The sequence below is a fragment of the Streptomyces sp. NPDC057702 genome (assembly GCF_042799315.1).
GTDB lineage: Bacteria > Actinomycetota > Actinomycetes > Streptomycetales > Streptomycetaceae > Streptomyces.
Window position 1 is genome coordinate 53,548 of record NZ_JBHVJC010000018.1, and the last position, 26,382, is coordinate 79,929.

Annotated in this window: 23 protein-coding genes; 3 read left to right on the forward strand and 20 right to left on the reverse strand. The window is 73.1% G+C overall.

What is annotated here, in order from left to right; translation table 11 throughout:
* Nucleotides 1-255: 255 nt before the first annotated feature.
* The 5 genes from ACFVFR_RS15890 to ACFVFR_RS15910 all read right to left on the reverse strand — a co-directional run bounded on the left by ACFVFR_RS15890 (nt 256) and on the right by ACFVFR_RS15910 (nt 6,828).
* On the reverse strand, nt 256-957 hold the full coding sequence (locus ACFVFR_RS15890) for a demethylmenaquinone methyltransferase (RefSeq protein ID WP_383701773.1): 702 nt from the start codon (nt 955-957) through the stop codon (nt 256-258).
* A 466-nt stretch (nt 958-1,423) separates the two neighbouring features.
* The gene (locus ACFVFR_RS15895; protein ID WP_383701776.1) at nt 1,424-2,113 is read right to left on the reverse strand and encodes a hypothetical protein; all 690 of its coding nucleotides are present in this window, start codon (nt 2,111-2,113) and stop codon (nt 1,424-1,426) included.
* 62 nt (nt 2,114-2,175) lie between these two features.
* Nucleotides 2,176-3,375, reverse strand: coding sequence for a cyclic dehypoxanthinyl futalosine synthase (mqnC, locus tag ACFVFR_RS15900; protein WP_383701778.1), 1,200 nt, complete (start codon nt 3,373-3,375; stop codon nt 2,176-2,178).
* 156 nt (nt 3,376-3,531) lie between these two features.
* Entirely contained in the window at nt 3,532-5,793 is a 2,262-nt protein-coding gene (locus ACFVFR_RS15905; protein ID WP_383701780.1) for a protein kinase, read from the reverse strand.
* 144 nt (nt 5,794-5,937) lie between these two features.
* A complete protein-coding gene (locus tag ACFVFR_RS15910; RefSeq protein WP_383701782.1) occupies nt 5,938-6,828 on the reverse strand; it encodes a menaquinone biosynthetic enzyme MqnA/MqnD family protein in 891 nt (296 codons plus the stop codon).
* A 315-nt stretch (nt 6,829-7,143) separates the two neighbouring features.
* Here ACFVFR_RS15910 and ACFVFR_RS15915 point away from each other — a divergent pair, with 315 nt between their 5' ends.
* Complete coding sequence (locus tag ACFVFR_RS15915; RefSeq protein WP_003984261.1) at nt 7,144-7,347, forward strand: cold-shock protein; 204 nt, start codon at nt 7,144-7,146, stop codon at nt 7,345-7,347.
* Nucleotides 7,348-8,238: 891 nt separating this feature from the next.
* Nucleotides 8,239-8,727 (forward strand): VOC family protein, encoded by a 489-nt coding sequence (locus tag ACFVFR_RS15920; protein ID WP_383701785.1) that lies wholly within the window; start codon nt 8,239-8,241, stop codon nt 8,725-8,727.
* A gap of 18 nt (nt 8,728-8,745) precedes the next feature.
* Here the strand turns inward: ACFVFR_RS15920 and ACFVFR_RS15925 are convergent, their stop codons facing one another.
* From ACFVFR_RS15925 to ACFVFR_RS15970, 10 genes are all read right to left on the reverse strand, one after another.
* On the reverse strand, nt 8,746-9,378 hold the full coding sequence (locus tag ACFVFR_RS15925) for a TetR/AcrR family transcriptional regulator (protein ID WP_383701965.1): 633 nt from the start codon (nt 9,376-9,378) through the stop codon (nt 8,746-8,748).
* A 218-nt stretch (nt 9,379-9,596) separates the two neighbouring features.
* Nucleotides 9,597-10,421: an MOSC domain-containing protein gene (locus ACFVFR_RS15930; RefSeq protein WP_383701787.1), complete on the reverse strand. Its 825-nt coding sequence runs from the start codon at nt 10,419-10,421 to the stop codon at nt 9,597-9,599.
* A 243-nt stretch (nt 10,422-10,664) separates the two neighbouring features.
* The gene (locus ACFVFR_RS15935; protein WP_383701789.1) at nt 10,665-11,972 is read right to left on the reverse strand and encodes a dicarboxylate/amino acid:cation symporter; all 1,308 of its coding nucleotides are present in this window, start codon (nt 11,970-11,972) and stop codon (nt 10,665-10,667) included.
* Between the two features lie 454 nt (nt 11,973-12,426).
* Complete coding sequence (locus tag ACFVFR_RS15940) at nt 12,427-12,714, reverse strand: DUF4229 domain-containing protein (RefSeq protein WP_383701791.1); 288 nt, start codon at nt 12,712-12,714, stop codon at nt 12,427-12,429.
* A gap of 132 nt (nt 12,715-12,846) precedes the next feature.
* Complete coding sequence (locus ACFVFR_RS15945; protein WP_383701793.1) at nt 12,847-13,365, reverse strand: GNAT family N-acetyltransferase; 519 nt, start codon at nt 13,363-13,365, stop codon at nt 12,847-12,849.
* A 302-nt stretch (nt 13,366-13,667) separates the two neighbouring features.
* On the reverse strand, nt 13,668-14,858 hold the full coding sequence (mqnE, locus tag ACFVFR_RS15950; protein WP_383701795.1) for an aminofutalosine synthase MqnE: 1,191 nt from the start codon (nt 14,856-14,858) through the stop codon (nt 13,668-13,670).
* Between the two features lie 113 nt (nt 14,859-14,971).
* On the reverse strand, nt 14,972-15,427 hold the full coding sequence (locus ACFVFR_RS15955) for an Lrp/AsnC family transcriptional regulator (RefSeq protein WP_383701797.1): 456 nt from the start codon (nt 15,425-15,427) through the stop codon (nt 14,972-14,974).
* 539 nt (nt 15,428-15,966) lie between these two features.
* Nucleotides 15,967-16,680, reverse strand: coding sequence for a UbiX family flavin prenyltransferase (locus ACFVFR_RS15960; protein ID WP_383701799.1), 714 nt, complete (start codon nt 16,678-16,680; stop codon nt 15,967-15,969).
* A gap of 208 nt (nt 16,681-16,888) precedes the next feature.
* Nucleotides 16,889-17,812 carry a menaquinone biosynthesis prenyltransferase MqnP gene (mqnP, locus tag ACFVFR_RS15965; protein WP_383701801.1) on the reverse strand — a complete coding sequence of 308 codons (924 nt, stop codon included), beginning with the start codon at nt 17,810-17,812 and terminating at the stop codon, nt 16,889-16,891.
* A gap of 9 nt (nt 17,813-17,821) precedes the next feature.
* On the reverse strand, nt 17,822-19,273 hold the full coding sequence (locus tag ACFVFR_RS15970; protein WP_383701803.1) for a menaquinone biosynthesis decarboxylase: 1,452 nt from the start codon (nt 19,271-19,273) through the stop codon (nt 17,822-17,824).
* A 100-nt stretch (nt 19,274-19,373) separates the two neighbouring features.
* Between ACFVFR_RS15970 and ACFVFR_RS15975 the strand changes: the two genes are divergently transcribed.
* Nucleotides 19,374-19,913 carry a PLD nuclease N-terminal domain-containing protein gene (locus tag ACFVFR_RS15975; protein ID WP_383701805.1) on the forward strand — a complete coding sequence of 180 codons (540 nt, stop codon included), beginning with the start codon at nt 19,374-19,376 and terminating at the stop codon, nt 19,911-19,913.
* 270 nt (nt 19,914-20,183) lie between these two features.
* Here ACFVFR_RS15975 and ACFVFR_RS15980 read toward each other — a convergent pair whose 3' ends face one another.
* The 5 genes from ACFVFR_RS15980 to ACFVFR_RS16000 form a co-directional block, all read right to left on the reverse strand.
* The gene (locus ACFVFR_RS15980; RefSeq protein WP_383701807.1) at nt 20,184-21,383 is read right to left on the reverse strand and encodes a CU044_5270 family protein; all 1,200 of its coding nucleotides are present in this window, start codon (nt 21,381-21,383) and stop codon (nt 20,184-20,186) included.
* A 560-nt stretch (nt 21,384-21,943) separates the two neighbouring features.
* A complete protein-coding gene (gene ccsB, locus ACFVFR_RS15985) occupies nt 21,944-23,035 on the reverse strand; it encodes a c-type cytochrome biogenesis protein CcsB (RefSeq protein WP_383701809.1) in 1,092 nt (363 codons plus the stop codon).
* A complete protein-coding gene (locus tag ACFVFR_RS15990; RefSeq protein WP_383701811.1) occupies nt 23,032-24,894 on the reverse strand; it encodes a cytochrome c biogenesis protein ResB in 1,863 nt (620 codons plus the stop codon). Before ACFVFR_RS15990 ends, ccsB begins: the two co-directional genes overlap by 4 nt.
* 3 nt (nt 24,895-24,897) lie before the next feature.
* Nucleotides 24,898-25,662 (reverse strand): cytochrome c biogenesis CcdA family protein, encoded by a 765-nt coding sequence (locus ACFVFR_RS15995; RefSeq protein WP_383701813.1) that lies wholly within the window; start codon nt 25,660-25,662, stop codon nt 24,898-24,900.
* A gap of 10 nt (nt 25,663-25,672) precedes the next feature.
* On the reverse strand, nt 25,673-26,299 hold the full coding sequence (locus tag ACFVFR_RS16000; RefSeq protein WP_383701815.1) for a TlpA family protein disulfide reductase: 627 nt from the start codon (nt 26,297-26,299) through the stop codon (nt 25,673-25,675).
* Nucleotides 26,300-26,382: the final 83 nt, after the last annotated feature.

Below are 26,382 nucleotides of genomic sequence, written 5' to 3' on the forward strand. Positions count from 1 at the left end.
CCCACCACCAACGCGCGGAAGGCTCCACCCCACGGAAGGCTCCACCCCGCAGGAGGCCGGGCCTCCTCGCCCGCCCGGGCCGTCGCGGACACCCCCGTCGAACGGGACCGCCGGGGGCCGCTCATCGCCGGAACCGCGGGCCGCACCCGCCACCCGGACCGCCGGGGCCGCTCGTCACCAGAACCGAGGGCCGCACCCGCCACCCGGACCGGCGGGCCGCACCCGCCACCAGGGTCGACGGGCCCACCCGTGCGCCTAGCCGGCCAGCGGCTTCGTCGCGCGGTGGAGGGCGACCACGCCGCCCGTGAGGTTGCGCCAGGCGACGTGGGACCAGCCGGCGCGCTGGAGGACGCGGGCCAGGCCGGGCTGGTCGGGCCAGGCGCGGATGGACTCGGCGAGGTAGACGTACGCGTCCGGGCTGCTGCTCACGGCCGTGGCGACCGGCGGCAGCGCGCGCATCAGGTACTCCGTGTACACGGTGCGGAAGGGCGCCCAGGTCGGCTGGCTGAACTCGCAGATGACGATCCTGCCGCCGGGCCGGGTCACGCGCAGCATCTCGCGCAGCGCGCCCTCGGTGTCGCGCACGTTGCGCAGCCCGAAGGAGATGGTGACCGTGTCGAAGACGCCGTCCGCGAACGGCAGCCGGGTGGCGTCACCGGCGGTCAGCGGCAGGAACGGGTTACGCCGCTTGCCCGCCCGTAGCATCCCCAGGGAGAAGTCGCACGGCACGACGTACGCCCCGGCGGCGGTGAACGGCAGCGACGACGTGCCCGTGCCGGCGGCCAGGTCGAGCACCCGCTCCCCCGGCCGCGCGTCCACGGCCCGCGCGACGGCCCTGCGCCACAGCCGGGACTGGCCGAGCGAGAGGACGTCGTTGGTCAGGTCGTATTTCGCCGCCACGTCATCGAACATCGCGGCGACTTCGTGCGGCTGCTTGTCCAGGGTTGCTCGGGTCACCCGCCCATTGTTCACCCGCCGCCTCCCGACCCCCCGCGCGGGTGGCCCCGGCGCGCCCCGCGCGGCCCGGCCGGAGCCCCGCCGGAGCGGGCCGAAGGCGTACCGCCGGCAACGAGCCCGCACCGCGCGCCCACGACACGGCGCCGGCACCCCACGAGCCCCCACCCCGCCCGCAGGACCCGACAACCGGCGCCCCCGCGACCCGCCGAGGAGACACCCGAGCACCCGCGCCCTGCCGACCAGGCGGCCAGGCGCCCCGCCGGCCAAGCGGCCAGGCGACGGAACAGCCAGCCCACCCGCACCGCGCGCCCGCGACACAGCGCCGCCACACGAACCCCCGCACCACCTGGACGGCCAGCGGGGTCAAGCGGCGCCAGCGCCCGACGGTCAGCGCCGAGCGCCCAGCGGCCAAGCGACCAGCGGCCAAGCGACCCGTGCCAAACGCCCAGGGCCCAGCGCCCAGCGATCAGCGGCGGCGGAAGACCAGGCGGCCGTCCAGCACCGTGGCCACACAGCTCGCCGCGCCACGGGAGGCCAGGTCCGCCAGCGTCGGTGCGGCGAACACCGCGAAGTCCGCGCGGGCGCCGGGCGAGAGCGGGCCCGTGAAGGCGGCCTCGGGTGAGCTGCCCTCGGGCAGCGCGGCGAGCGGGTCCAGCGTGACCACCCCGGCCACGCCAGGCACACCGGCCGCACCGCCCGCCTGGGCCGCCGCGCGGGGCGCGGCTATCACCACGAGACCGGCCCGCGCGACCGCCGTACGCACCACGGGCCGCGCGAAGGGCCCGGCCACCGCCGTCGTGCCGTGCCGCAGCATCCGCTGGGTGCCGCGCCGCGCGGACTCGCCCCAGCGGGTGTCGGTCAGCGAGAGGCCGGCCAGCGTCGCCGGGTCGGCCAGTGGCTCGGTGCCCAGCCGGTCGGCCTCGCGCGGGTCCGGGTGGTAGGCCGCCTCCAGCAGCGCCCCGGCCCGCGCGTTGAGCAGCCCCGGTGTGAGCAGTCCGGGCCAGCGACGCTCACGCGCGCCCGGATGCTCGGCGGCCATCTCCTCGAACGGGCCGACCGCCGCGATCCGCGCGCCGTCCACCACGACCGCGCCGTCCGCGACCGGCTCCGCCCCCGGCCCCGTGAGCAACAGCTCGGCCCCATGAATCGTCAGCACGCCCCGCCCCCTACCCCGCTACCCCGGTCTCCGCTCCGCCCCCGCCCCGCCTTCGGGGCGGGTCAGTGGGCGTCGATGAGCTTGAGGGCGGGGTGCGCCGTGCCGCCCTCGATCGCGGTCGAGGACAGGTGCGAGACGACCTTGTCGTCCACCGGGTCGTTGGCCGGGTCGTCATGCACCACCAGGTGCTCGTACGTCGTGGCGCGCTGCGCCGGGACCCGCCCCGCCTTGCGGATCAGGTCGATGATCTCCATCCGGTTGGAGCGGTGCCGGGCGCCGGCGGAGGAGACCACGTTCTCCTCCAGCATGATCGAGCCCAGGTCGTCGGCCCCGTAGTGCAGCGAGAGCTGGCCGACCTCCTTGCCGGTGGTCAGCCACGAGCCCTGGATGTGGGCGACGTTGTCGAGGAAGATCCGCGCGATGGCGATCATCCGCAGGTACTCGAAGAGCGTGGCCTGCGTCTGGCCCTTGAGGTGGTTGTTCTCGGGCTGGTACGTGTACGGGATGAAGGCGCGGAAGCCGCCCGTGCGGTCCTGCACGTCGCGGATCATCCGCAGGTGCTCGATCCGCTCGGCGTTGGTCTCGCCGGTGCCCATCAGCATCGTGGAGGTGGACTCGACGCCGAGGTTGTGCGCGATCTCCATGATCTCCAGCCAGCGCTCGCCCGACTCCTTGAGCGGCGCGATGGCCTTGCGCGGACGCTCGGGCAGCAGCTCGGCGCCGGCGCCGGCGAACGAGTCGAGCCCCGCCGCGTGGATGCGCCGGATGGCCTCCTCGGCGGTGACGCCGGACAGGCGGGCCATGTGGTCGACCTCGGAGGCGCCCAGCGAGTGGATGACGAGCTGCGGGAACGCCTTCTTGATCGCCGCGAAGTGCTCCTCGTAGTACTCCACGCCGTAGTCCGGGTGGTGGCCGCCCTGGAACATGATCTGCGTGCCGCCCAGCTCGACGGTCTCGGCGCAGCGCCGCAGGATGTCGTCCAGGTCGCGCGTCCAGCCCTTGTCGTGGGCCTTGGGCGGGGCGTAGAAGGCGCAGAACTTGCAGGCCGTCACGCACACGTTGGTGTAGTTGATGTTGCGCTCGATGATGTACGTCGCGATGTGCTCGATGCCCGCGTACCGCCGGCGGCGCGCGGCGTCGGCGGCGGCGCCGAGCGCGTGCAGGGGCGCGTCCCGGTACAGGTCGAGCGCCTCCTCCGGGGTGATCCGACCGCCGCCGGCGGCGCGGTCGAGGACGGACTGCAGATCGGCGTTCTCCGTCACCGGGGCGTCCCTTCCGGAGGGTTACGTACGGACTGAGCCAGCGTACGCCAGGGGTCTGACGGCTCAGCTCGCGGCCGACCCACCCCGCCGACCCGCGCCGCGCCCCGGCACGGCGGACGGCGATCCGGCCGCCGACGGGCGCCCGCGCGGGGCGGGTCAGCCGCCGCCCACGCGCTTGGTCAGCCGGGCCACCGGGCGCCCGCCGGCGTCGTCGTCGGACTTGTAGACCAGCTTCCCGGTCTCCTGGTCGAGCGTGTACGTGGCCTCGGATGTCACTCCCGTACACAGCAGCGCGTTGTCGTCCCTGGCCCGGTCGGCGACCTCGGTGACGGTCAGCCGCGTCTCGTTCTCGGTCACCGACAGCAGCGTGCCCCTGGCGTGGCAGCGCTGGCCGAGGACGGTGACGACGGCCTCGACGACGACCGTGCCCTCGCGGCCCTGACGGACGGTCGCGACGTGCTCGCCGTTGTACACGCCCTTGGCGTACACCGGGCCCGACCAGGTGCCGATGAGCTTCTTCGGCACGTCGCCCCTGGCCGGTGTCTCGCCGCTCGGGCTGGTCGGCTCGTGGTCCGCCGGCTGGGAGCCGTCCGGCGAGGGGGTGTGGCCGGTGGGGGCGGACGTGGGGGTCTGGCTCTGCTGGGCGCCAGCGCCCGCGTTCGTGTCGTCGCCGTCACCGCCGTGGAGCGTGGTGAGGACGACGACCGCCGTCGTCGCGGCGGCCAGCGCGCCGGCCACCGACAGGACCAGCGAACAGCTCAGCCACCTCGGCCGGTCGCGCCGCCCGAGCCCGGCCGTCAGCGCCATCCGCCGCTCCCGGCCCGCCCCGTCCGTCTCCGTGACACCCGTCAGGCCACCGCCGGGGCCGTCGCCGTGCACGGCGGTACGCCCCGCGCCCGTCGTCGCGCACTCCGCCACCCCGGGGCCGCCGCCCTCCGGCGAGCCGCGCGGCGGGGGAGGCGCGAGGGCGGTCGCGCCCGCGTCGCGCGCACGCGGTCCGCTGTCGCCGTACGAGGGGTCGGGCGGCCCGAACATCCCGGCGCGCGCGCCGGATTCCGCACTCACCGTCTCCGCGACCCCCGTCGCGGGCCCCACCGTGCCGGGGCCGAGCGCCCGCGGCCCTCCCGGCGACGACTCCGCCGACCGCGACGCGAACGCCTCGGGCCCGAGCGTCTGCGGGCCGCTCGCGTCGGGCCCGAGCGCCTCGACGGGCAGTGTGCGCGGCCCCGTCACTCCGGGCCCGGTCGTCCCGGGCCCCGTCGACCCGGGCCCGGTCGCCTCGTGGTGGAGCGTCGCGGGGTTCCACGGCGTGGGCTCGCTCGAACCCGCCCCCGACTCGGAGCCCGCCCCCGAGCCGGTGTCGGCCGCGCCGGCGGCGGGCCAGGTGGTGGCGGGCGGGGGCGCCGTGGGCCGGGGCAGCGGCTCCGCCTCCAGGTCGAGCAGTTCCATCGCGCGCCGGCTGGCGCCCTCCACGAGCGGGGCCGGCAGCCAGCCCGGCCGCACCAGATGGGCCGCGCCGGCCCGCCCACCGGTGTCCGTACCGACCCGCTCACGTCCGTCCCCGTCGGCCCGCGCGTCCCCGTCGGCGCGCGCGGCGGCGCCTCGCCCGTCGGCGTCCGCGACCAGGCGGCGGACCAGCTCGGCCGGCGTGGGTCGCGCGGCCGGGTCCTTGACCAGGCAGGCGGCGACGATCGCGCCCAGCTCGCCCGCCAACGGGGCGGGCAGCTCCGGCTCCTCGTGGACCACGCGGTAGAGCAGCGCGGCGGACGAGTCGCCGGGAAACGGCGGCCGGCCCGTGGCCGCGTAGGCGAGGACCGCGCCCAGCGAGAACACGTCGGCGGCGCCTGTCGCGCCCTTGCCCAGGATCTGCTCGGGCGACATGTAACCGGGCGAGCCGATGGAGACGCCGGTGGAGGTGAGGGACGCGGTGCCGTCGATGGCGCGCGCGATGCCGAAGTCGATGAGCCGGGGACCGTCGAGGGTGAGCAGCACGTTGGACGGCTTCACGTCGCGGTGCACCAGGCCCAGGCCGTGCACGGTGACCAGCGCCTCCGCCAGGCTCGCGCCCAGCACCCGGACACACGCCACGGGCAGCGCGCCCAGCTCCTCCACGGCCTGGGTGAGCGAGGGGCCGGCGACGTATCCGGTGGCCACCCACGGCACGGCGGCCTCCGGGTCGGCGTCGAGCACCGGTGCCGTCCACACGCCGCCCACCCGCCGGGCCGCCTCCACCTCGCGCCGGAAGCGGGCCCGGAACTGGGCGTCCGTCGCGAGGTGCGGATGGACCAGCTTCACCGCGACGGTGCGCCCGCCCGCGCTGCGCCCCAGGTACACCCGGCCCATGCCGCCCGAGCCCAGGCGCCGCACCAGCCGGTACGCGCCGATGCCACGGGGATCGTCCGGCTCCAGTGGGTACATCGTCTGCTCTCCCCCTCCACCGCGCCGCCCAGCTTAGGTGGGCGGCGCGCGGCCCGGGGCAGGATACCGACGGCGCCCGAACGGCCCGGGACGTCCGGAGCGGGAGAGCCGGCGGTGCGGCCCGGCGGCGCGCCGCGCCCGGTGTTACGGGGCGTGGCTGGTCAGCAGGTCCACCCGGACGTCGGCGGGGTAGCCCGCGACGGGGCCGGTACGGCGGGCGAACTCCGCGATGCCGGCGAGCTGTTCGGCGCCGAGACTGAAGTCCAGGGTGGTGAAGTACCGTTCCAGCACGGCCGGGTCGAACGCCTCCCAGCGCGCGGCCTGCTCGGCGACCTTGGTGACCTCCTCCAGCGAGACGTCACGCGAGGCCAGGAACGCCTCGTGCACCTTGTGCACCAGTTCCGGCTCCCGCTCCAGGTAGGAGCGGCGCGCGGCCCAGACCGCGAAGACGAACGGCAGCCCCGTCCAGTCCTTCCACATCTGCCCCAGGTCGTGCACCTCCAGCCCGAGCCGGGGCGCGTAGTGCAGGTTAGCCCGCAGCGCGGCGTCGCCGATGAGCACCGCCGCCTGCGCCTCCTGCATCATCAGCCCGAGGTCGGGCGGGCAGGTGTAGTACTCGGGCTGTACGCCGTAGCGCTCGGCCAGCAGGAGCTGCGCCAGCCGCACGGAGGTGCGCGACGTCGAGCCGAGGGCGACGCGCGAGGCGTGCAGTTGCTCCAGGGGCACCTGGGAGACGATCACACACGACATGACCGGGCCGTCGCAGCCGACCGCGAGGTCGGGGAAGGCGACCAGGTCGTCCGCGTTCCGCAGGAACTCGACCAGGGTGACCGGGGCGATGTCGAGATCGCCCCGGATGAGCTGCTCGCTGAGCTTCTCGGGGGTGTCCTTGGTGAGCTCCAGGTCGAGGAGGCTGCCGGTGCGGGCGAGGCCCCAGTACAGCGGAAGGCAGTTGAGGAACTGGATGTGGCCGACCCGCGGCCGGCTCCGGCGGTGGCCGGTGGCGGTAGCGGCGACAGGGGTTGAATTGTCCACATCCGGAGGCTAGCCCCGGTGGGGGGCGCCGGCGGCGCCGGGGGGCACGGTGGCGCGGCGCGCGAGAAGAGGCCGATCCCGGGGGCGGCTCGCTGACATGCGCGCTTTTCCCTTCTGCCCCGCGCGGAAACCGCTCGTCTCCGTGATCTTTCGCTCTTTCCCCGAGGCATCTGCCGTGCTAGGCTCGCCGCAAGTTGCAGTTTGGTTTCCCTTGCAGTACAGAGCCTGCGGAGCATGTGACGCCGCAGGCTTTTGTAGTTTTCAGACTTCTTGCAGGTTCTGGAGCAGGGCAACCCTTTGGCCCAAGGAGGGCTTATGGCTACCGGAACCGTCAAGTGGTTCAACGCTGAAAAGGGCTTCGGCTTCATCGCCCAGGACGGCGGCGGCCCGGATGTCTTCGTCCACTACTCCGCGATCAACGCCTCTGGTTTCCGCTCCCTTGAGGAGAACCAGCAGGTGAACTTCGACGTCACGCAGGGTCCGAAGGGCCCGCAGGCGGAGAACGTCACCCCTGTCTGATCCTTCGGATCAGCGCGGTTCGGCCATCGCGGTCGGCACTTATTCGTTCCTGATGTAGTACCCAAGGAGCCCTGCTCCCCGTTTCGGCGGGGAGGCGGGGCTCCTGCCTTTTCCGGCTCCCGCCGTCGCGCGACTTCCGCCAGTCGTGTTGAGGCGACGGTGACTTCTGACGCCTTCCGGGGCGACCTTCGTTCGATTCCTGTGGGTTCTTGCCGGGTTTCCCGAGGGTTTCTGTGGAGTTCCCGCCTCCGCGTTCTCCCGGGCGGACTTTCGTCATCGCCTACGGCGTTCTCGTACGTTCCCGGCGGCGCGGTCCGCGTGGTGCGGAACGGGCGGTTCGGGGCCGGCCCGGGGCCGGCCCCGCGCGGGATGCGGAACCCCGGCCGGGGTGGGGGCCCCGGCCCCAGCCGGGGTGGGCCTCACTCGCGGGCGTACAGCTCCTCGATCTCCGTGGGGACGGTCCCGGGCCGCCGTCGCCCGGCGCGGCGTGAGCGAGGGCGCCAGACGGCCGGCCGCCTCGGTGAGGCCGACCGGCAGCACCCGGGAGCGGCGGATCGCCTCGGGTCGGGAGACCAGCGTGGTGGCGTCGCCCACGGCCCGGCCGGCCTCCGCCCGCGGCCCCTCACCCCGGACCGGTTCCCGCAGCGCCACGTCCCCGCCCTCGGTGATCCGCTCCGCACCGCCTCGGCCCGCCCCGCCCAGGCCCGCCCCCGCACCGCCACGTCCCCACTGGCGCCCAGACCCGCCCCCGCGCCACGTCCCCGCTCACGGCCGGGCACGCCCTGGCGGCACGCGCCCGGCTCGACGCGGCGACAAGGTGCGCGATCAGGACAGACCGGCACAATTGTTCGTGGACGGTTCTTACGGGTCGCACACGAGAGGGACGTTCCCATGGCTGTCGCCACCACCCCGATGAACCTCACTCGGGGCGCTCACGTCGGGATCTCGGTCTCGGACCTGGACGCGTCGATCGCGTTCTACACGGCACTCGTCGGACGGGAGCCGGTCGCGGAGGGGACCATGAACAGCGTGCCGTTCGGCCTGTCCCAGGGGCTGCCCGTGGCGACGCTGCGGTACGCCACGATCAACATCGACGGCCTGGGCATCGACCTCATCCAGTTCCAGGACCCGGTGGGCGAGCGGACGAACGGGGCGGCCAACCGCCCCGGCTCCATGCACCTGTGCTTCAAGGTCGACGACTTCGACGCGGTCTACCAGCGCATGAAGGACGCGGGGTACGACTTCCTCGGCGACGACTACACCTTCGTCAGGGGCGAGGTCACCCCGGACGCGGCCCTCGGCACCAGGGTCGCGTACTTCAACGACCCCGACGGGACCAACCTGGAGATCATCGAGCCCAAGGGCGGTTTCGCCAACTAGGCGCCGGTCGGCGGGCCGTCAGGCGTGCGGCTGCCAGGCGCTGGGCTGCCACTTCTGGTCGCGCATCAGGTTGCCGAGGCCGGCCCAGGCGAAGTTCATCAGCGTCGCCGCGGCCTCCTTGGCCGTCGGCCCGCCCGGCGAGCCCGACCAGTCGGCCATCGACTCGGCGGCGCCCACCAGCGCGTACGCCAGTCCGGCCACCTCGCGGTCGGCGAACTCCGGATCGCAGTCGGCCTCCTTGGACGCCTCGCCGATGAGCTGGGTGACGAAGCTGACCAGTTCGGCGCGCATGGCCGCCACCTCACGCACGAACGGTTCGCCCTGCGAGCGGGCCTGGCTGTGCAGGACGGTCCAGCCGTCCGGGTGCTCGGCGGTGTACGCGAAGAGGCCGCGCAGTCCGCTCCACAGCTGCCGGTCGGCCGGGGCCGTGCGGTCCACGGCCCCGCGTACGGCCGCGACCAGCGCCCGCGCCTCCCGCCTGACACAGGCGGTGAACAGCTCTTCCTTGGAGTTCAGGTACAGGTACACCAGCGGCTTGGAGACCCCGGCCAGCTCGGCGATGTCGTCCATGGAGGCGGCCCGGTAGCCGCGCCGCGCGAACGTCCGCACGGCGGCGTCGAGCATCTGCTGCTCCCGTATCGCCCGTGGCATCCGCTTCTGTCGCCCGCCCCCGCCACGCTGCCGCGCCTCCGCGCCGGTTGGCCCACCGTCCACCTTCACCACGTCCGACTCCACCTGGGTCCGCCCCCTCCCCCGTCGACGCCCGCCGCTTCCGGCGGTCGCGTTCCACACGCCTGGCTCTCGACCATCAACTCTTCCCCTCGGCCGGGGCCTTGGCCCCCGCCCCCACGCCCCGGCCAAGGGTACGTTCACCGCAGCCGCACCACGTCCCCGGCGCTCACCCGGCCCTCCCGTACGACCTGCGTGTACACCCCCACGCAGGGCTCGGGGCCCCAGCCCCGGTAGGGAACGAAGCGGTTGTGCCGGGCGGGGACGCGCAGCGCGTCGGTGTCGCGGCCGGTGCCGCCGTGGTCCAGGGTCGGCAGCGCGCAGCGCGGCGTGGCCGCGACGGTTCGCAGCACCAGCTCGTCCCCGACGGTCAGCACCCGCCCCAGCCACTCGTTCTCGACGAACCCGGAGCCGTCCGTCTCCACCACGAGGTTGGGCCGGTAGCGCACGGCCGCCACCGGGCCCTTGCCGCGCAGCGCGCCGATGTGCGCGAGCGTGCCGGTGGCGATCAGGTGCAGCGGCGCGAAGTCGAGGAAGGTGCCGGGCGCGTGCTCGCCGATGCGCAGCACGTCCGCGGTGGTCTCGGCGTCGAGGCCGCCGCTCAGCACCTCCTCCGGCGTGGAGCGGTCCAGCTCCGCCTCCTCCGGTGGCGTGTGGGCGAGCGTCACCTCCCGCCCCACGAGGCGCGAGAGCACCGCGTCCACGTCCTCGTCCCGCCCGTGCACCACGGTGCCGTCCGGTGCCGTGACCCGCACCTCCCCCGCGCCCACGGTCTCGGCCCGCAGGTCGAGGAGGCCGCGCCAGAGCCGGGGGTTCTTGGCGCTCGCGACCTTTCCGGTCGCCCGGTCGACGAGGGCGCTCACCCGGTCCCCGACGATCCCGGCCCCGGTGACCTCGGCCCGCTCGACGTCTTCGCCGAGCATCGACTTGACCGGATACCGCCGCAGCAGGGCGACGGTCCCCACAGCCGTTCCGACCGACTCTGCGCGTACTGCCTCTTTTGTCCCCATTCCCCCATCGTGTCAAGGTATTTCGCGCCGAACTTACCGGACTCGCCGCCCCTATCGGACGGATCGGACTCCGAAAGCGGCGCGCTGGGCGCGCCCACCCGGCCGACCTGCCCCGGGACGACACGAGGGGCCGCGCCCCGGCCCGGAGTATCCGGATCGGAGCGCGGCCCCTGGGGGACGCGCGCGCGGCGCCGAGCGCTACGCCGCAGCCGGCAGCGCGCCCTCCTGCGGGCTCTCGTCCAGCGGCGAGGCGGAGGCCGTCTCGTACGCCCGGTGGTCCAGGATCTTCTCGCGGGCCGAGACCAGGACGGGCACGAGCGCCTGGCCGGCCACGTTGGTGGCGGTGCGCATCATGTCGACGATCGGGTCGATGGCCATCAGCAGGCCGACGCCCTCCAGCGGCAGGCCCAGCGTGGACAGGGTCAGCGTGAGCATCACCGTCGCACCGGTCAGGCCGGCCGTGGCGGCCGAGCCGATCACCGAGACGAACGCGATCAGCAGGTAGTCACCGATGCTGAGGTTCACGTCGAAGATCTGCGCGATGAAGATCGCGGCGATGGCCGGGTAGATCGAGGCGCAGCCGTCCATCTTGGTGGTGGACCCGAAGGGCACCGCGAAGGACGCGTACTCCTTGGGCACGCCCAGCCGCTCGGTGACCTTCTGCGTCAGCGGCATGGTGCCCACCGACGAGCGGGAGACGAAGGCGAGCTGGATGGCCGGCCAGGCGCCCCGGTAGAAGTGCATCGGGTTGAGCTTGGCGACGGTGGCCAGCAGCAGCGGGTAGACGCCGAACAGGACCAGGGCGCAGCCGATGTAGATGTCGGCGGTGAACGTCGCGTACTTGCCGATCAGGTCCCAGCCGTACTCGACGATGGCGGTGCCGATCAGGCCCAGGGTGCCCAGCGGGGCCAGCCGGATGACCCACCACAGGGCCTTCTGGAGGAGCTCCAGGACAGCCTGGCTGAGGTTCAGGATCGGCTCGGCCTTCTCGCCGAGCTGGAGCGCGGCGACGCCGGCGACGGCCGCCATGAAGACGATCTGCAACACGTTGAGCTCGGTGAACGGCGTGACCACGTCATCGGGCACGATGCCGGTGAGGAAGTCCAGCCAGGAGCCCTTGTAGTCGGGCTTGGCGCCGTCGGCCGGGGTGAGCCCGGTGCCGGAGCCGGGGTTGGTGATCAGGCCGATGAACAGGCCGATCGCCACGGCTATCAGCGAGGTGGCCATGAACCACAGCAGGGTGTGGGTGGCGAGCCGGGCCGCGTTGTTGACCTTCCGCAGATTGGTGATCGACACCAGGATCGCGAAGAAGACCAGCGGGGCGACGGCGAGCTTGAGGAGCTGGATGAAGATCGAGCCGATCTTGTCCAGTGTGGTGACGAGCCACTGGACGTCGCCGCTGCGGGCGGCCCAGCCGAGCAGCGCGCCGACGACGAGACCGAGAAGGATCTGCGCCCAGAAGGGGACCCGCAGGGCGCGGGGGACGGACAGGCGTGGGGACGACAACGGACACTCTCCGAAGGACAGACGGATGCCAGGTCAGATGTGATTCGGGGGCGGCACCTGGAGCTCCGCTGCGATGCAGGGTCTCCGGCCGCTGTGCGCACGTACTACAGGCGGCGACAGGCCGCGGACAGACAGCGGCAGAGGTCGATGTGCAGGCGCGCCACGAGCGGAACGCTCGTGGGGAATCGGGGCGCGGCTGCGGTCAACATGGCATTGACGTTAACACTTTAACTTTGGGGAACCCAAAGGAGATCTTTGGGACAGGCCGCCCACGACCCCGCCCCGGACCACCCGCGAGCGTCCCGCGGGCCGGCGCGGGCGGGGCCGGCGCCCGGTCGCGTACGCCCCCGAGAACGCCAACGCCCCCACCGCGGGCGGCAATGCGCGGTGGGGGCGGGGACGAGGTCGGTGCGGGCGGCGGGGCCGCCCGGGGCCGGGCCGGGTGTGAGGAGGCTTACACGCCGTCTTCCTGGGTCTGGTGGGCCACCAGACGCTCCTTGGCGCGGTCCACCTTGACGACGATCTGCTCCGACATCGCGTCCCGCTGCTTGCGCAGCACCACGAAGCTCAGCGGAGCCGAGACCACGATCGCCAGGAGCAGCACCCACAGCAGGTTGGAGTCGCCCAGGCCGGACGGCAGGACGCCGAAGTGGACCAGGCCCCACAGGGCCAGGAAGCAACCGACGAAGATGCCCAGACGCATGGCGGTGTATCGGAGCGTGGCGCTCGGCGTGAGAGACACGGCTGGTCTTCTTTCTCCCGGGGGTGCTGCGGTATCGGCCGGATGGTGTTCGCCTGCCCGTCTAGTGAAGCACGTCGCGAAAACGACCCGGGAGGCGCCTCCGCCCCAGGCCCGCGACCGGGCCGTACGCCCTCAGTCCAGGCGCGTCCACATGTGGATGTCGTCCCGGTAGTCGCCCTCGGCGACCCGGATCGCCTCGGGGACGCGTCCGACCTCCTTGAAGCCGAGGGTGGCGTAGAAGCCGTCGACGCCCGTGCCGCCGCGCACCTCCAGCCGCAGCGCGTCCAGGCCCAGGTCCCGCGCCATGTCGATGGCCTCGGCCACCATCGCCCCGCCCCGGCCGCCGCCCTGGAGCGAGGGGTGGATCATGACCGAGATCAGCCGGGCCCAGTGCCGCATCAGCCGGTGCTGGTTGTACGCGATGAACACGGTGCCGACCAGGCGCCCGTCCGCGAAGGCCGCCACCATGCGCATCGACCCGTCGCGCACGGCCGTGAGCTGCCGCTCGGCCGAGGGCGCGACGACGTCGTGGGTGACCGGCGGCACGAAGCCGACGGCCCCGCCGGCGTTGGTCACGTCGGCCCACAGGCGCGCCAGCTCGTCCTGGAGCGCGGGGGTGAGCTGGGGATCACGGACAAAGGTAAGGGTCATAACCGGATACTAGGCATTACCCCATCCGGGACGCACCCCTGCTCCGCTGTGATCTACGCGGCAGGGCGCGCGGCCGGGCGGGGCCCGCCCACGTGCCCGGTCACGGCCGGGGCGGACGCGCGGGCGGGGGCGGGGGCACCGGCAGCGGAGGCCACCGGAGTCGCCCGCGCGGGCGAGCGGCCCCGGCGGCGCGTGCCGCACGAGCGCCGCAGCCGCCCGTGTCACCGCTGCGGGGCGGCGTCACGGACGGCTGCGAGGGAGTGCGGGGGTGGGCGCCGGGGCGCCCACGGGGGCGACCGGGATCAGAGGCGCATCGGCTGGGGCGCGTCACGGCGGCCCGGGTTGGGACCCTCGTACTCGCGGATGATCTCGTAGCGCGTGTTGCGCTCGACCGGGCGGAAGCCGGCGTCGCGGATCAGGTCGAGGATGTCCTCGCGGGTCAGCTTGTCGGGGGTGCCGAAGTTGTCCGCGTCGTGCGTGATCTTGTACTCGACGACCGAGCCGTCCATGTCGTCCGCGCCGTGCTGGAGGGCGAGCTGGGCGGTCTGCACGCCGTGCATCACCCAGAACACCTTGACGTGCGGCACGTTGTCGAACAGCAGCCGGGAGACCGCGAAGGTCTTCAGCGCCTCGGCGCCGGTGGCCATGGTGGTACGGGCCTGGAGCCGGTTGCGGACCTTGCCGTCCTTCAGGTCCACGAAGTCGTGCTGGTAGCGCAGCGGGATGAAGACCTGGAAGCCGCCGGTCTCGTCCTGGAGCTCACGCAGCCGCAGCACGTGGTCCACCCGGTGCCGAGGCTCCTCGATGTGCCCGTACAGCATCGTGCTCGGGGTCTTGAGGCCCTTCTCGTGCGCCAGGCGGTGGATGCGGGACCAGTCCTCCCAGTGGGTGTCGTGGTCCACGATGTGCTGCCGGATCTCCCAGTCGAAGATCTCGGCGCCACCGCCGGTGAGCGATTCGAGGCCCGCGTCGATCAGCTCGTCGAGGATCTCGGAGGCCGGCAGCCCGGAGATCTTCTCGAAGTGCTGGATCTCGGTGGCCGTGAAGCACTTGAGGGAGACCTGCGGCAGGGCCTCCTTCAGGGCGCGCAGCGAGCGCGGGTAGTAGCGCCACGGCAGGGTCGGGTGCAGGCCGTTGACGATGTGCAGCTCGGTGAGGTTCTCGCCCTCCATCGCCTTGGCCAGCCGTACGGCCTCCTCGATGCGCATGGTGTACGCGTCCTTCTCGCCCGGCTTGCGCTGGAAGGAGCAGTACGCGCACGAGGCCGTGCACACGTTGGTCATGTTCAGGTGGCGGTTGACGTTGAAGTGGACGACGTCGCCGTTCTTGCGCGTGCGCACCTCGTGGGCGAGGCCGCCGAGCCAGGCCAGGTCGTCGGACCCGTACAGGGCGATGCCGTCCTCGCGCGTCAGCCGCTCCCCGGCGCGGATCTTCTGCTCCAGCTCCCGCTTGAGCCCCGCGTCGTTCGCTGACACGGCCACAGACCCAGCCATCCGGCGCCTCCCCTATTACCTCTTGTCCATCGGGCTCCACCGAGCGTACTCCCCGTCCCGCACGCCCCACCCGCCCGGCTCACGCCCGGGGCCGGGCCGGGCGGGCGGCGCGCTCACACCTCCTCGGGCAACTCCCCCACCCGGTTCTCCCACTTGGTGGAGAGCACGATGGTGGTGCGGGTGCGCGAGACACCCTGGGTGCCGGACAGCCGGCGGATGGTGCGCTCCAGGTCGTCCACGTCGCCGGCGCGGACCTTGAGCATGTACGAGTCGTCGCCCGCGATGAACCAGCAGTCCTCGATCTCCGCCAGGTCGCGCAGCCGCCGGGCCACGTCCTCGTGGTCCACGGCGTCGGAGAGCTGGATGCCGATGAGGGCGGTCACGCCCAGGCCCAGCGAGGCGGAGTTGACGGTCGCGCGGTAGCCGGTGATCACCCCGGCCGTCTCCAGGCGGTTGATCCGGTCCGTGACGCTGGGGCCGGACAGACCCACGAGCCGGCCCAGCTCCGCGTACGAGGCCCGGCCGTTCTCCCGCAGGGCCTGGATGAGTTGCCTGTCCACCGCGTCCATGTGACGGCACGCACCTTTCAAAGTTCTGCGATCCAGAAGGTTTGGGTGTAGAATCTAAGGCATGCAGGGCGAGATGCCCTGCGAATCTCTAGCTGAACTACCTCAATCAACGACGATTCTTCAGGAGTGAGCTACCCCTTGTACACGATCGAGATGGCTTATGCCCGCATGCGTGAGCTGCAGGAGATAGCCAACCGCTCGCGTGCCCAGCAGGCTGCGGAGCAGCAGCGCGAGACCACGGCCAAGGCGCACAAGCGCCGGGCCAAGAAGCGCTGACCCCAGCCACACCGCATCGACTCGATGCGGCCTGACGCCGAGCGTTAGGCCCGCGCACTCCGGCGCTTTCGCGTCCCGCCGGAGCCGCGCCCTCAGCAGGACGCGAGATCGCGGCAGCGCACCGGGCACTACCCCCCGGGCCTGCCGCTTCCGCTTTCCCGCCGGCCCTCTCGCCGGCGCGTCCACCGGTTCGCGCGGGGCCCGCCTCGAAGCGCCCGCGCGGACCACCGGCGCCCCGGGGCCACCCGGGCGCCGACCGGCGGCTACCCGGCACGACGCGCGTCACGGGCGCCACCGAGCTTCCCCTCCCAGCGGCGGTACAGCCCGTGCGGCACCCCCGCCGCGTCGAGCGCCCGCCCCGCGACGAAGTCCACCAGCTCCTGGATGTGCGTCGCCCCCGCGTAGAACGCCGGCGAGGCGGGCAGCACCACGGCGCCCGCCTCGTCGAGCGTGACCAGATGCCGGAGCGTCTGCCCGGTCAGCGGGGTCTCCCGCAGTGCGACCACCAGCGGCCGACGCTCCTTGAGCGTCACGCTCGCCGCGCGCTGCAACAGGTCCTTCGAGAGGCCGAGCGCCACGCCGGCCACGCCCGCCGTGCTCGCCGGGACGATGATCATTCCCCGCGCCGGGTACGAGCCGGAGGACGGGCCCGCCGCCAGGTCGCCGGCCGACCAGTAGCGCACGTCGACCACCGACGCGTCGGCGATCCGGCCGGCCTCGCCGGCGAAGGCGTCCGCGCTGCCGTCGGCACCGCGCGCCAGCCAGCGGACCAGGTCCGCGCGCCAGTGCGCGTCCCGGAGGGAGATGCCGGTCTCGTCGAGCAGCGTCAACCGCGCGGCTCGGCTAATGACCAGGTCAACGGGCTCGCCCGCGCGCACCAGCGCACGGATGACGGAGGCCGCGTAGGGCGTTCCGGAGGCGCCGGATACCCCCACGATCCAGGGTCGGCGCTGGGGTGCGGGTTGGAGTCGTTCCACGGACCGAGCCTATCCGGCACCCCGCGACCTCTCTCCGGCCGCCGGTGCCCACGGCCCCCGGCGACGCGGCGCCGACCGGCGGGCGGGCGTGGGGACACGGCGCCCGTGGGCCGTGGATGCGCCCCCGGATTGGCGGGCGCGCGTAGCAGCCGTACGCGCCCCCGACCGGTGGGGCACAGGGGCGCGTACGAGATCGCGGCGGGTTCGACTACAGCGTGAGGCCGCGCACGAACAGGTCCGCCAGGGTGCACACGAACAGCACGATCCCGATGACGCCGTTGACCGTGAAGAAGGCGCGGTTCAGCCGGGAGAGGTCGTGCGGGCGCACGATGGAGTGCTCGTACACGAACGCCCCCGCCACGATGACCAGGCCCAGCCAGAACAGCGCGCCCGCGTCGGTCGCCAGCGCGTACCAGACCAGCAGCCCCATCGTCACCACGTGGCTCACGCGCGAGCCGTACAGCGCCGCCGGGATGCCGAAGCGGGCCGGCACCGACTTCACGCCGTGCGCCCGGTCGGCCGCCACGTCCTGACAGGCGAAGATCAGGTCGAAACCGCCGATCCACACACCGACGGCCAGGCCCAGGATCACCGCCTCCCACGACCAGGAGCCGGTCACCGCCAGCCACGCGCCGATCGGGCCCATCGCCTGCGCCAGGCCGAGGATGGCGTGCGGGAGGTTGGTGAACCGTTTCCCGTACGGATAGACCACCATCGGCACCACCGCGACCGGCGCCAGCGCCAGACACAGCGGGTTGAGCAGCGCGGCGGCGCCCAGGAAGACCACGAGCGCCACCAGGGCCCCGGTCCACGCCGAGCGGACCGACACCGCCCCGGTGACCAGCTCGCGGCCGGCCGTGCGCGGGTTACGCGCGTCGATCTCGCGGTCGATGACGCGGTTGGCGGCCATGGCGAACGTCCGCAGGCCGACCATGGCCAGCGTCACCAGGAACAGCGTTCCCCAGTGGATGTTCTCGTCCCGCTCGTACATCGCGGTCAGCGCCGCGATGTAGGCGAAGGGCAGCGCGAAGACCGAGTGCTCGATCATCACCAGCCGCAGGAACGCCTTGACCTTGCCGGGTGGGACGGGCTCGGGCCCGATGACTTCCGAGGTTGCCGATTCAGCACTCATGGGGGCGGCTCAGAGGCCGTACTCCTTCCAGCGGCGGGTCACCTTGGCGGCCGTGTCCGGGTCCGACTCGACCATCTCCGGCCAGCCGCCGTCGCGCGTGTACCCCTCCTCGGGCAGCTTGCGCGTCGCGTCGATGCCCGCCTTGCCGCCCCAGAACTTCTGGTACGAGGCGTGGTCGAGGTGGTCGACGGGCCCCTCGACGACGGTCAGGTCACGGGCGTAGTCGGTGTTGCCCAACGCCCGCCAGGAGACCTCGTGCAGGTCGTGGACGTCGCAGTCGGCGTCGACCACGACGATCAGCTTGGTGAGCGACATCATGTGCGCCCCCCAGATGGCGTGCATCACCTTCTGCGCGTGCTTGGGGTAGCGCTTGTCGATGGAGACGATCGCGCAGTTGTGGAAACCGCCGGACTCCGGCAGGTGGTAGTCCACGATGTCCGGGACCACGATCTTGAGCAGCGGCAGGAAGAACCGCTCGGTGGCGCGCCCCAGCGGCCCGTCCTCGGTCGGCGGGCGGCCCACCACGATGGACTGGATCAGCGGGCGCCGGCGCATCGTGACGGTGTCGATGGTCAGCGCCGGGAAGTCCTCCTGCGGCGTGTAGAAGCCGGTGTGGTCGCCGAACGGGCCCTCCGGCAGCGTCTTGCCCGGCTCCAGCCAGCCCTCCAGGACCAGTTCGGCCTGGGCCGGCACCTGGAGCGGCACGCTCACGCAGTCGACCATCTCGATGCGCTTGCCGCGCAGGAAGCCGGCGAACAGGTACTCGTCGATGTCGCCCGGCAGCGGCGCGGTCGAGGCGTACGTCACGGCCGGCGGCGCGCCGAAGGCGATCGCGACGGGCAGCCGCTCCCCGCGTCGGGCGGCCACCTGGTAGTGGTTGGTGCTGTCCTTGTGGATCTGCCAGTGCATGCCGATGGTGCGCTGGTCGTGCCGCTGGAGCCGGTACAGGCCCAGGTTGCGCACGCCGGTCTCGGGGTGCTTGGTGTGGGTCAGGCCCAGGTTGAAGAACGAGCCGCCGTCACCCGGCCAGGTGAACAGTGCCGGCAGTCGGTCCAGGTCCACCTCGTCGCCGCGCAGCACGACCTCGTGCACGGGCGCGTCCTTGACCTTCTTCGGCGGCACGTGCGTCATCCCGGCCAGCTTGCCGAACGCCTCGCGCACCCCGGTGAAACCCATCGGCAGCTCCGGCTTGAGCAGCCCGCCGATCTTCTCGCTGATCTCCTGGTACGACGTCAGGCCCAGCGCCTTGAGCAGCCGGCGGTCGGTACCGAAGACGTTCATGGCCAGCGGCATCGCCGAGCCCTTGACGTTCTCGAACAGCAGGGCCGGGCCGCCGGACTTCTGTACCCGGTCGACGATCTCCCCGACTTCCAGATAGGGGTCGACTTCGGCCTTGATGCGCTTGAGGTCACCGTCGCGCTCCAGCGCTCGCAGCAACGAGCGAAGATCGTCATAAGCCATGCGGCCCAGTATCCGACACGGACTACCCTGGACGCGTCACTGGGGCACCGCTCCCAGCACACCGCAACCCGCCGCTACATCTTTCAGGGGGCCTCCCAGCATGCTCAGGTATCTGCCGTTCCTGCTGGTCCTGGCGCTGTGGATCTACGCGTTCATCGACTGCCTGAACACCCCGGAGGAAGAGGTCCGCAAGCTGCCGAAGGTGGCGTGGGTCATCATCGTCCTCCTCTTCGGTGAGGTGCTGATCGGCCCCGTCGCCTGGCTCACGGTCGGCCGCCCGCGCAAGACGGTCGGCGGCCAGGGCGGCGGGCGCGGCCCGGCGGGCGGCGGCATCGCCGGGGCGTTCGGCGGGCGCCGTGGCGGCGGTGGCGGCTGGGTCGCCCCGGACGACAACCCCGAGTTCCTCAAGTCACTCCGCAAGGACGACACGCCGCGCCCCGACCCCACCGACGCCGCCCCCGAGTCCGGCTCCGACGCCGCGAAGGACTCCGGCTCGGGCAAGGGCTCCGGCTCGGGTTCCCCGTCCGGCACGGGAACGGGCTCGGCGTCCGGTACGGGCCCGGAGTCCGGCGCCGGCGAGCGCAAGCCGGAGGCGGAGCGCCGCGACGACGACGGCCCGGAGGGCCCGCGCCGGGGCTGACCGCCGAGCGGGGCAGCGGTCGAACTGGGCTGGAACCTGGGTCGAGCCGGGGCCGCGCCAGGCCAGAGCCGAGCTGGGCCGGGGTCCGGGCGGCGGGTCCGCCCGTCGGCCTCGCGGGGCCGTGGTCGAGCCAGACCGGGGCCGGGGTCCGGGCGGCGGGTCCGCCCCGCCGGCGCCCCGGCATCGCGTGGCCGGAGCCGGGGTCGGCGTCGCCGCTTCCCGGGTCGCCCCCGCCAGCCGGTCCACCCGTCCGGGTGTCCGTCGTCGCGGTCAGCCGGCCCGGCCCGCGCCGCGTCGGCCGCCCGGCTGGTCTCCGGGGCGGGCCACGACGGCGCGGTCCACGACCGCTGTCGTGCTCGTCACCGCGCCGGCCTTCGGCCCGTCGCAGTCCTCGCCGGTCGCGCGAGGTGTCTTCTCCGGGTCCACGACGACCACGCGGACGCCGAGCAGCCGCAGGTCCTGCCGGCCGAAGAGCCACTCCGCGCGCTCGCCCGTCGCCTCGTCGACCCGGGCCACGGCCACCCCGCGCCGGCCCACCGCGTCCACCGCGTCGTGGATGACGACCACTCCGGGGATACGCGCCGCCGCCCGGTAGAGCGCCGCCTCCGTCGCGGGCGGCAGCACCGACTCGGCCAGCATGTCCCCGACCGTGCGGAACACCTGCTGGTCACCGGGTCGGACGCGGGGCTCGGCCGCGCGCAGCGTGCGCAGCAGCGCCGCCGGGTCGCGCGGCAGCCGCTGGAGGTGGCGGAAGGCCGTCGAGGTGGGGCCGGGCGGGTCCGGTTCCAGCCTGACCCGCTCGCCGGGGAACCGGTCGCCGCGCAGCAGCCCGGCCCGGGAGCCGTCCACCGACCGCCAGAGCCGCCGCTCCCGCAGCGGCTCGACGACGGCGCACGCGCTCCGGTCGCCGGGGTCGGCCGTCTCGGCGCTCTTCGAGCGGACGTAGGTGAACTCGCCGTCCCGGGGACGGAGCCCACGGGCCCGCTCCGCCGTGTCGGCCACCCGCGCGAGCAGTTCGCGCGCGCCGCCCTTCTCGTCACCACCGCCGTGCGCCCCGGGCGCGTACGTACTGCTCGCCGGCGGCCCGTCACGACGTCCGCCCGGTTTCTCGCTGTCCGCGCTGCCGGTGAACGACGGGGCGACCACGAGGACGACGTTGACGACGATGGCCACGGCCACGACGGGCCCCGCGACCTCGGGCCCCAGCAGTCGGGCCCAGCGCGTGGGCGTCCGCGACGGCGACGCGGGGGTGGCGGAGGTGGCCGGTTCGACGTCGGCTGACTCGGGGATGGCCGGGGCGGTTAACGCGCCCGGCCCGGCGTCGGACGCGGTACCTGTCGGGCCCGGCGCGGACCCGGTCGCCCCGGCCCGCGCGGCCGACCCACCCACCACGGCTCCGGGCCCGGCGGCCTCGGGCACGCCCGACACATCGGCCCCGGCGCCGCTTCTCCTCCGCCACCTCGCGCGCATCGGTCCCCCTCCTCGGCGGAGCCGGCCCCGCCGCGGCCCCTAGAAGGGGACGCGCCAGGCGGGGCGGTGGTTGTGCGGGCTCGCCCGGCGGCGGGCGGGAGGGCACGGCGCCGGGCCGCGACGGAGGGGGCCCGGGGCGCCTCGGGGCAGCGGGTGGGCGGCCCGTCTGGGATGGCACCCGGGAGTGGGCCGCCGCGTGCCGGCGGGCGGCGCGGCGGGTGTCGCGCACCGTGTTGGTCGCGACGCCCAGCCGCCGGGGGCGCGGGTGCCACCCTCGGCGTCCACCCGGGTGGCGTGGCCGCCACGCTTCGAGGAAGGTCCGCGGGACCACGTCCTCGGCCGTCGCGCCGGTCAGCCGGTCAGCCGGTAGGCGTGGTGGTGGACTCAGCGCGCGTGGTGGTCGAAGGGCTCGGCGAAGACCGCCTGGGCCCCCGGCGTAGGCGTGTGCGCGGTGTTGGCCCCACACCCAGGGACGGTCCGTACGACAGCGGCCGGCCCCTGTGACCCACGTCACAGAAGCCGGCCGCCGTCGGTGCCGGGGGCGGGCCCTTCGTCGGGGCTCAGACGCCCGCGTACGAGTGCTTGCCGGTGACGAACATGTTCACGCCGTAGTAGTTGAACAGGAAGCAGGCGAAGGCGATGAGCGCCAGGTACGCCGCCTTGCGGCCCTTCCAGCCGGCCGTGGCCCGCGCGTGCAGGTAGCAGGCGTACGCGACCCAGGTGATGAACGTCCAGACCTCCTTGGGGTCCCAGCCCCAGTACCGGCCCCACGCCTTCTCGGCCCAGATCGCGCCGGCGATCAGCGTGAAGGTCCACAGCGGGAAGACGGTGGCGTTGATCCGGTACGCGAACTTGTCCAACGACGCCGAGGACGGCAGCCGCTCCAGGATCGAGGTGGCCAGGGCGCCCGGCTGCTTGCCGTCCGGGTTCTCCAGCCGGGCCTCGTAGCGGTCGCGGAAGAGGAAGAGGAGGGTGGCCACGGCGCCCAGGTAGAGCACCGCGCCGGAGACGATGGCGCAGCTCACGTGGATCCACAGCCAGTACGAGTCCAGCGCCGGCACCAACTGGTCGCTGTCGGTGTACAGCACGGAGACCGCGAGTCCGAGGTCGAGCAGGGCCGTGGTGACCAGGGGCAGGCCGATCCAGCGGACGTTCTTGCCGGCGGCCAGCAGCACCACGTACGCGACGACCGCCACCATCGACAGGGTGATGGAGAACTCGTACATGTTGCCCCACGGGGCGCGCTCGACCGACAGCGCGCGCGTGAGGACGCCGCCGACGTGCAGCAGCGCGGCCAGCACGGTCAGCGAGACGGCGATCCGGCCGTAGAGGTCGCCGCGCTCGGTGCCGCCGGCGGCCCCCGGCCCGTCGGGCACGTCGCGGGCGCCGGGCGCGGAGCGGGTGACGACCGTGGGCCGCTCCAGGACAGCGGTGCCGCCGCCCTGCCGCTTGACCTGGACGGTGACGGTGCCGGCGGCGGCCTTGGCCGAGGGGGCGAGCGCGGCGGCGGTACGGCCGACCTTGCTGCGGCTGCCGAACACCCACTCGGTGATGTAGGCGATGAAGGCCAGGGTGTAGACGGCCATGGCCGAATAGATCAGCACGTTGCTGATGTTGGCCAGGTTCTCGTTGGCTGCGGCAGCGAGGTTCACGCGCGCGCTCCTTCGGCAGGATCTGGTGACTCAGATTCCGGTTCTGGTTCGGCGGGTGCGTCCGCCTGGAGGGCAACCGCGAGGTCGGCCAGTTCCTCGGGGAGCCTGGCGGACTCGCTGCGGCCGAGCCCGGCCATCTCGACGACCGTGTGACCGTCCTTGCCGGGCACGGCCCGCACCCACACCCGGCGGCGCTGGATGAACAGCGAGGCGGCGAGGCCGACCAGCGCGGCGACCGAACCGATCAGCGCGAGCTCGTTGCCCGGCTGGTGGGAGATCTGGAAGCTGGCCCAGGTCTTGATGCCCTCGAACCTGAGCGTTCCGGCGCCGTTGGGCAGCGTCATCGTCTCGCCCGGCAGCAGCTTCTGCGCGAACGCCTTGCCGTCCGGGTTCTTGAACTGCTTCATGTTGTCGGTCTTGAGCTGGTACACGTTCTGCGGCAGCCCGCCGTCGACGCCCAGCCGGCCGTGGTAGGCGGTCAGGAACATCACCGGGTAGTCCAGCGCGGGGAACTGCGAGAACATCGTCTTCGCGTCCGCGCCACCCCAGGTCGGCACGAAGAAGCCCTGGAATCCGAGCTGCTCCTTCTTGCCGTTCCGGTCCCGGTAGTCGGGCACCTTGATCACGCCGGACGAGGTGAGGTTCCCGTCCTGCTGGAGGAAGGGCACCGCGCCCTTGAACGCGATGTCGCCCTTGCCGTCCTTGATCGTGACGACCGGCGCGTACCCGGTGGAGAGCAGGAAGACCTTGTTGCCCGCGATCTCCAGCGGCTCGTTGACCTCGATGGAGGTCCTCTTCTCCGCGCCGTCCGCACCCTCCCAGTACTTCACGTGGGCGCGGAACTCGCGGGCGGTGCCGCGCTGGGAGCCGCTGCGCTCGTAGCGGGCGTCGAAGCTCTCCAGTGAGAAGCCGAAGGGTTCCAGGTTGTCCTTGTCGAAGAAGGCGCCCGACTTGAAGTCGTCGTACTGGGTGAGGCTGTTGGTGAAGCCGTCCTGGTCGCCCTCGGTGATCAGCTTGCCGCCCTCGGACTTCCACAGCTGCCCGACCGCGAAGGCCACCAGGACCACGATCAGCGCCAGATGGAAGATCAGGTTGCCGACCTCGCGCAGGTACCCCTTCTCGGCGGCGACCGCGTCCCCGGCCACGTGCGCCCGGAACCGGCGCCCGCGCAGCACCGTGCGCGCCGCCGCGAGCACCTGCTCGGGCTCCGCCTCGGTACGCCAAGTGGTGTACGCGGGCAGTCGGGTCAGCCGGCGCGGGGCGCCCGGCGGGCGGCCCCGGAGCTGGCCCACGAACTGCCAGGTGCGCGGCACGATGCAGCCGATGAGCGAGACGAACAGCAGGATGTAGATCGCGGAGAACCACACCGAGCTGTAGACGTGGAACATCCCCAGCTTCTCGTAGAGCGGGGTCAGCGTCTCGTGCCGGGCCTTGAACGCCTCGACCTTGACCGGATCCACGCCGCTCTGCGGGATCAGCGAGCCGGGAATGGCGCCCAGCGAGAGCAGCAGGAGCAGCACCAGGGCCACCCGCATCGAGGTGAGCTGCCGCCAGCACCAGCGCACCCAGCCCCACGCCTCGCGCCCGGCCCAGGCCATCGCGCCCAGCGCGCCGGGGGCGCGCACGCCACCGAAGGAGCCCGGCACGGCCTGGCCCTCGGTCGGCGCGGTGGACAGTCGCGTACCGGCCTCGGCCAGTTCGTCGACGCCGGTGGCCTCGCCCGCGGTGGCCTCGCCCGCGGTGGCCGGCGGCACGCTCGGCTCCGCCGCGCGGTCCGACCCGTCCTCCCGGGCCGGCGGGTCGGCGGCGGCCTCGGTCGCCGCGTCGCCGGTACCGGTGTCGGTGTCGGTGGTGGCCATGGATCAGATCCCAACGTTGAAGCTGGAGGTCCAGACCCGCATGTCGTCCATCATGCGGTCCCAGACACCCGTGACGAGCAGCAGACCGAGCGCGATGAGCATCCCACCGCCGATCCGCATCACCCATACGTAGTGCCGCTTGACCCAGCCGAAGGCGCCCAGGGCTCGACGGTAGGCCACGGCCACCGCGATGAACGGCAGGCCGAGCCCGACGCAGTACGCGGCGGTGAGCAGCGCCCCGCGCCCCGCGCTCGCCTCATTGAACGCCAACGCGTTGACGGCCGTGAGGGTGGGGCCGAGGCACGGGGTCCAGCCGATGCCGAACAGCACCCCGAGGACGGGGGCGCCGGCCAGGCCCACGGCGGGCTTCTGGTGGAAGCGGAACTCGCGCTGCCCGAAGCCCCGCAGCACGCCCATGAAGGACAGGCCGAGCAGGATCGTGACCACGCCCAGCACCTTGGAGATGGTCTCCTTGTGCTGCTGGAGCTCCCAGCCGAAGTTGCCGAACAGGGCGCCGCCGGAGACGAAGACGGCGGTGAAGCCGAGCACGAACAGCGAGGCGCCGGCGAGCATCCGCCCCCGCCGCGCCTGGCCGAGGTCGGTGCCGGTGACGCCGGTGACGTACGACATGTAGCCGGGCACCAGGGGCAGCACGCACGGCGAGAAGAAGGAGACCAGACCACCGAGGACGGCCACCGGCAGCGCGAGCAGCAGGGCGCCGGTGAGGACGGTCTGGTTGGGGTCGGTGGCGGCGGCGAGTGCGCTCATGTCGCGGCGATCACTTCTCTGCGATCAGCGGCTTGAGCGCCTTGTCGAGCGCGTCCTCGCTGAGTGGGGTCAGCGCCCGCACGGCGATCTTGCCGTCCCGGTCGAGGATGATGGTGGTGGGGATCGCCTGGGGGTTCAGGCTGCCCTTGGGGAACCGCAGCATGAGCTTGCCGATCGGGTCGTACAGGCTCGGGTACGGGACGTCGTACTCCTTCTCGAACTTGCGCGCGTTGTGCTCGTTGGTGTCGCGGGTGTTGATCCCGACGAACTCCACGCCCTGCTTCTTCGTCCGCTCGGCGACCTTGACCAGGTTGGGCGCCTCGGCTCGGCAGGGGGAGCACCACGAGCCCCAGATGTTGAGGACGACGATCTTTCCGCGGTAGTCGTCGACGTCGAGCCGCTTGCCTTCCAGCGTCGTGCCGGACAGACTTGGCGCGCTCTTGCGGCCCCCCTTGGCCACGGTGCTCACACCGCCGGTACCCTGCACGAACTTCGTATCGGCCGAGCCGCCGGAGGTGCCGCCGGTGCCGCAGGCGGTCAGGCCCAGGGCGGCGGCGACCACTCCCACGGCCAGCAGCGGGCCGCTTCGGGAACACGCTCGGGCGGCGCGGCGTCGAGGGTCACGACAGGCACTCATGTGAAAAGTTTCGCATGGCGACCCGGCGGATCTTCGGCACCCCCCTGTTCGGGTTGCCCGGCTCCGGAACAGCGCGCCACGGG

Bases quoted from the DNA above. Each gene is read 5' to 3' on its own strand.
- ACFVFR_RS15915 (WP_003984261.1), top strand. From the start codon at position 7,144: ATGGCTACCGGAACCGTCAAGTGGTTCAACGCTGAAAAGGGCTTCGGC.
- ACFVFR_RS15920 (WP_383701785.1), top strand. From the start codon at position 8,239: ATGGCTGTCGCCACCACCCCGATGAACCTCACTCGGGGCGCTCACGTC.
- ACFVFR_RS16000 (WP_383701815.1), bottom strand. From the start codon at position 26,299: ATGAGTGCCTGTCGTGACCCTCGACGCCGCGCCGCCCGAGCGTGTTCC.
- ACFVFR_RS15905 (WP_383701780.1), bottom strand. From the start codon at position 5,793: ATGTACCCACTGGAGCCGGACGATCCCCGTGGCATCGGCGCGTACCGG.
- ACFVFR_RS15955 (WP_383701797.1), bottom strand. From the start codon at position 15,427: ATGGACGCGGTGGACAGGCAACTCATCCAGGCCCTGCGGGAGAACGGC.
- ACFVFR_RS15995 (WP_383701813.1), bottom strand. From the start codon at position 25,662: ATGAGCGCACTCGCCGCCGCCACCGACCCCAACCAGACCGTCCTCACC.
- mqnP (WP_383701801.1), bottom strand. From the start codon at position 17,812: ATGAGTGCTGAATCGGCAACCTCGGAAGTCATCGGGCCCGAGCCCGTC.
- mqnE (WP_383701795.1), bottom strand. From the start codon at position 14,858: ATGGCTGGGTCTGTGGCCGTGTCAGCGAACGACGCGGGGCTCAAGCGG.
- ACFVFR_RS15980 (WP_383701807.1), bottom strand. From the start codon at position 21,383: ATGCGCGCGAGGTGGCGGAGGAGAAGCGGCGCCGGGGCCGATGTGTCG.
- ACFVFR_RS15975 (WP_383701805.1), top strand. From the start codon at position 19,374: ATGCTCAGGTATCTGCCGTTCCTGCTGGTCCTGGCGCTGTGGATCTAC.
- ACFVFR_RS15970 (WP_383701803.1), bottom strand. From the start codon at position 19,273: ATGGCTTATGACGATCTTCGCTCGTTGCTGCGAGCGCTGGAGCGCGAC.
- ACFVFR_RS15945 (WP_383701793.1), bottom strand. From the start codon at position 13,365: ATGACCCTTACCTTTGTCCGTGATCCCCAGCTCACCCCCGCGCTCCAG.
- ACFVFR_RS15925 (WP_383701965.1), bottom strand. From the start codon at position 9,378: ATGCCACGGGCGATACGGGAGCAGCAGATGCTCGACGCCGCCGTGCGG.
- ACFVFR_RS15990 (WP_383701811.1), bottom strand. From the start codon at position 24,894: ATGGCCACCACCGACACCGACACCGGTACCGGCGACGCGGCGACCGAG.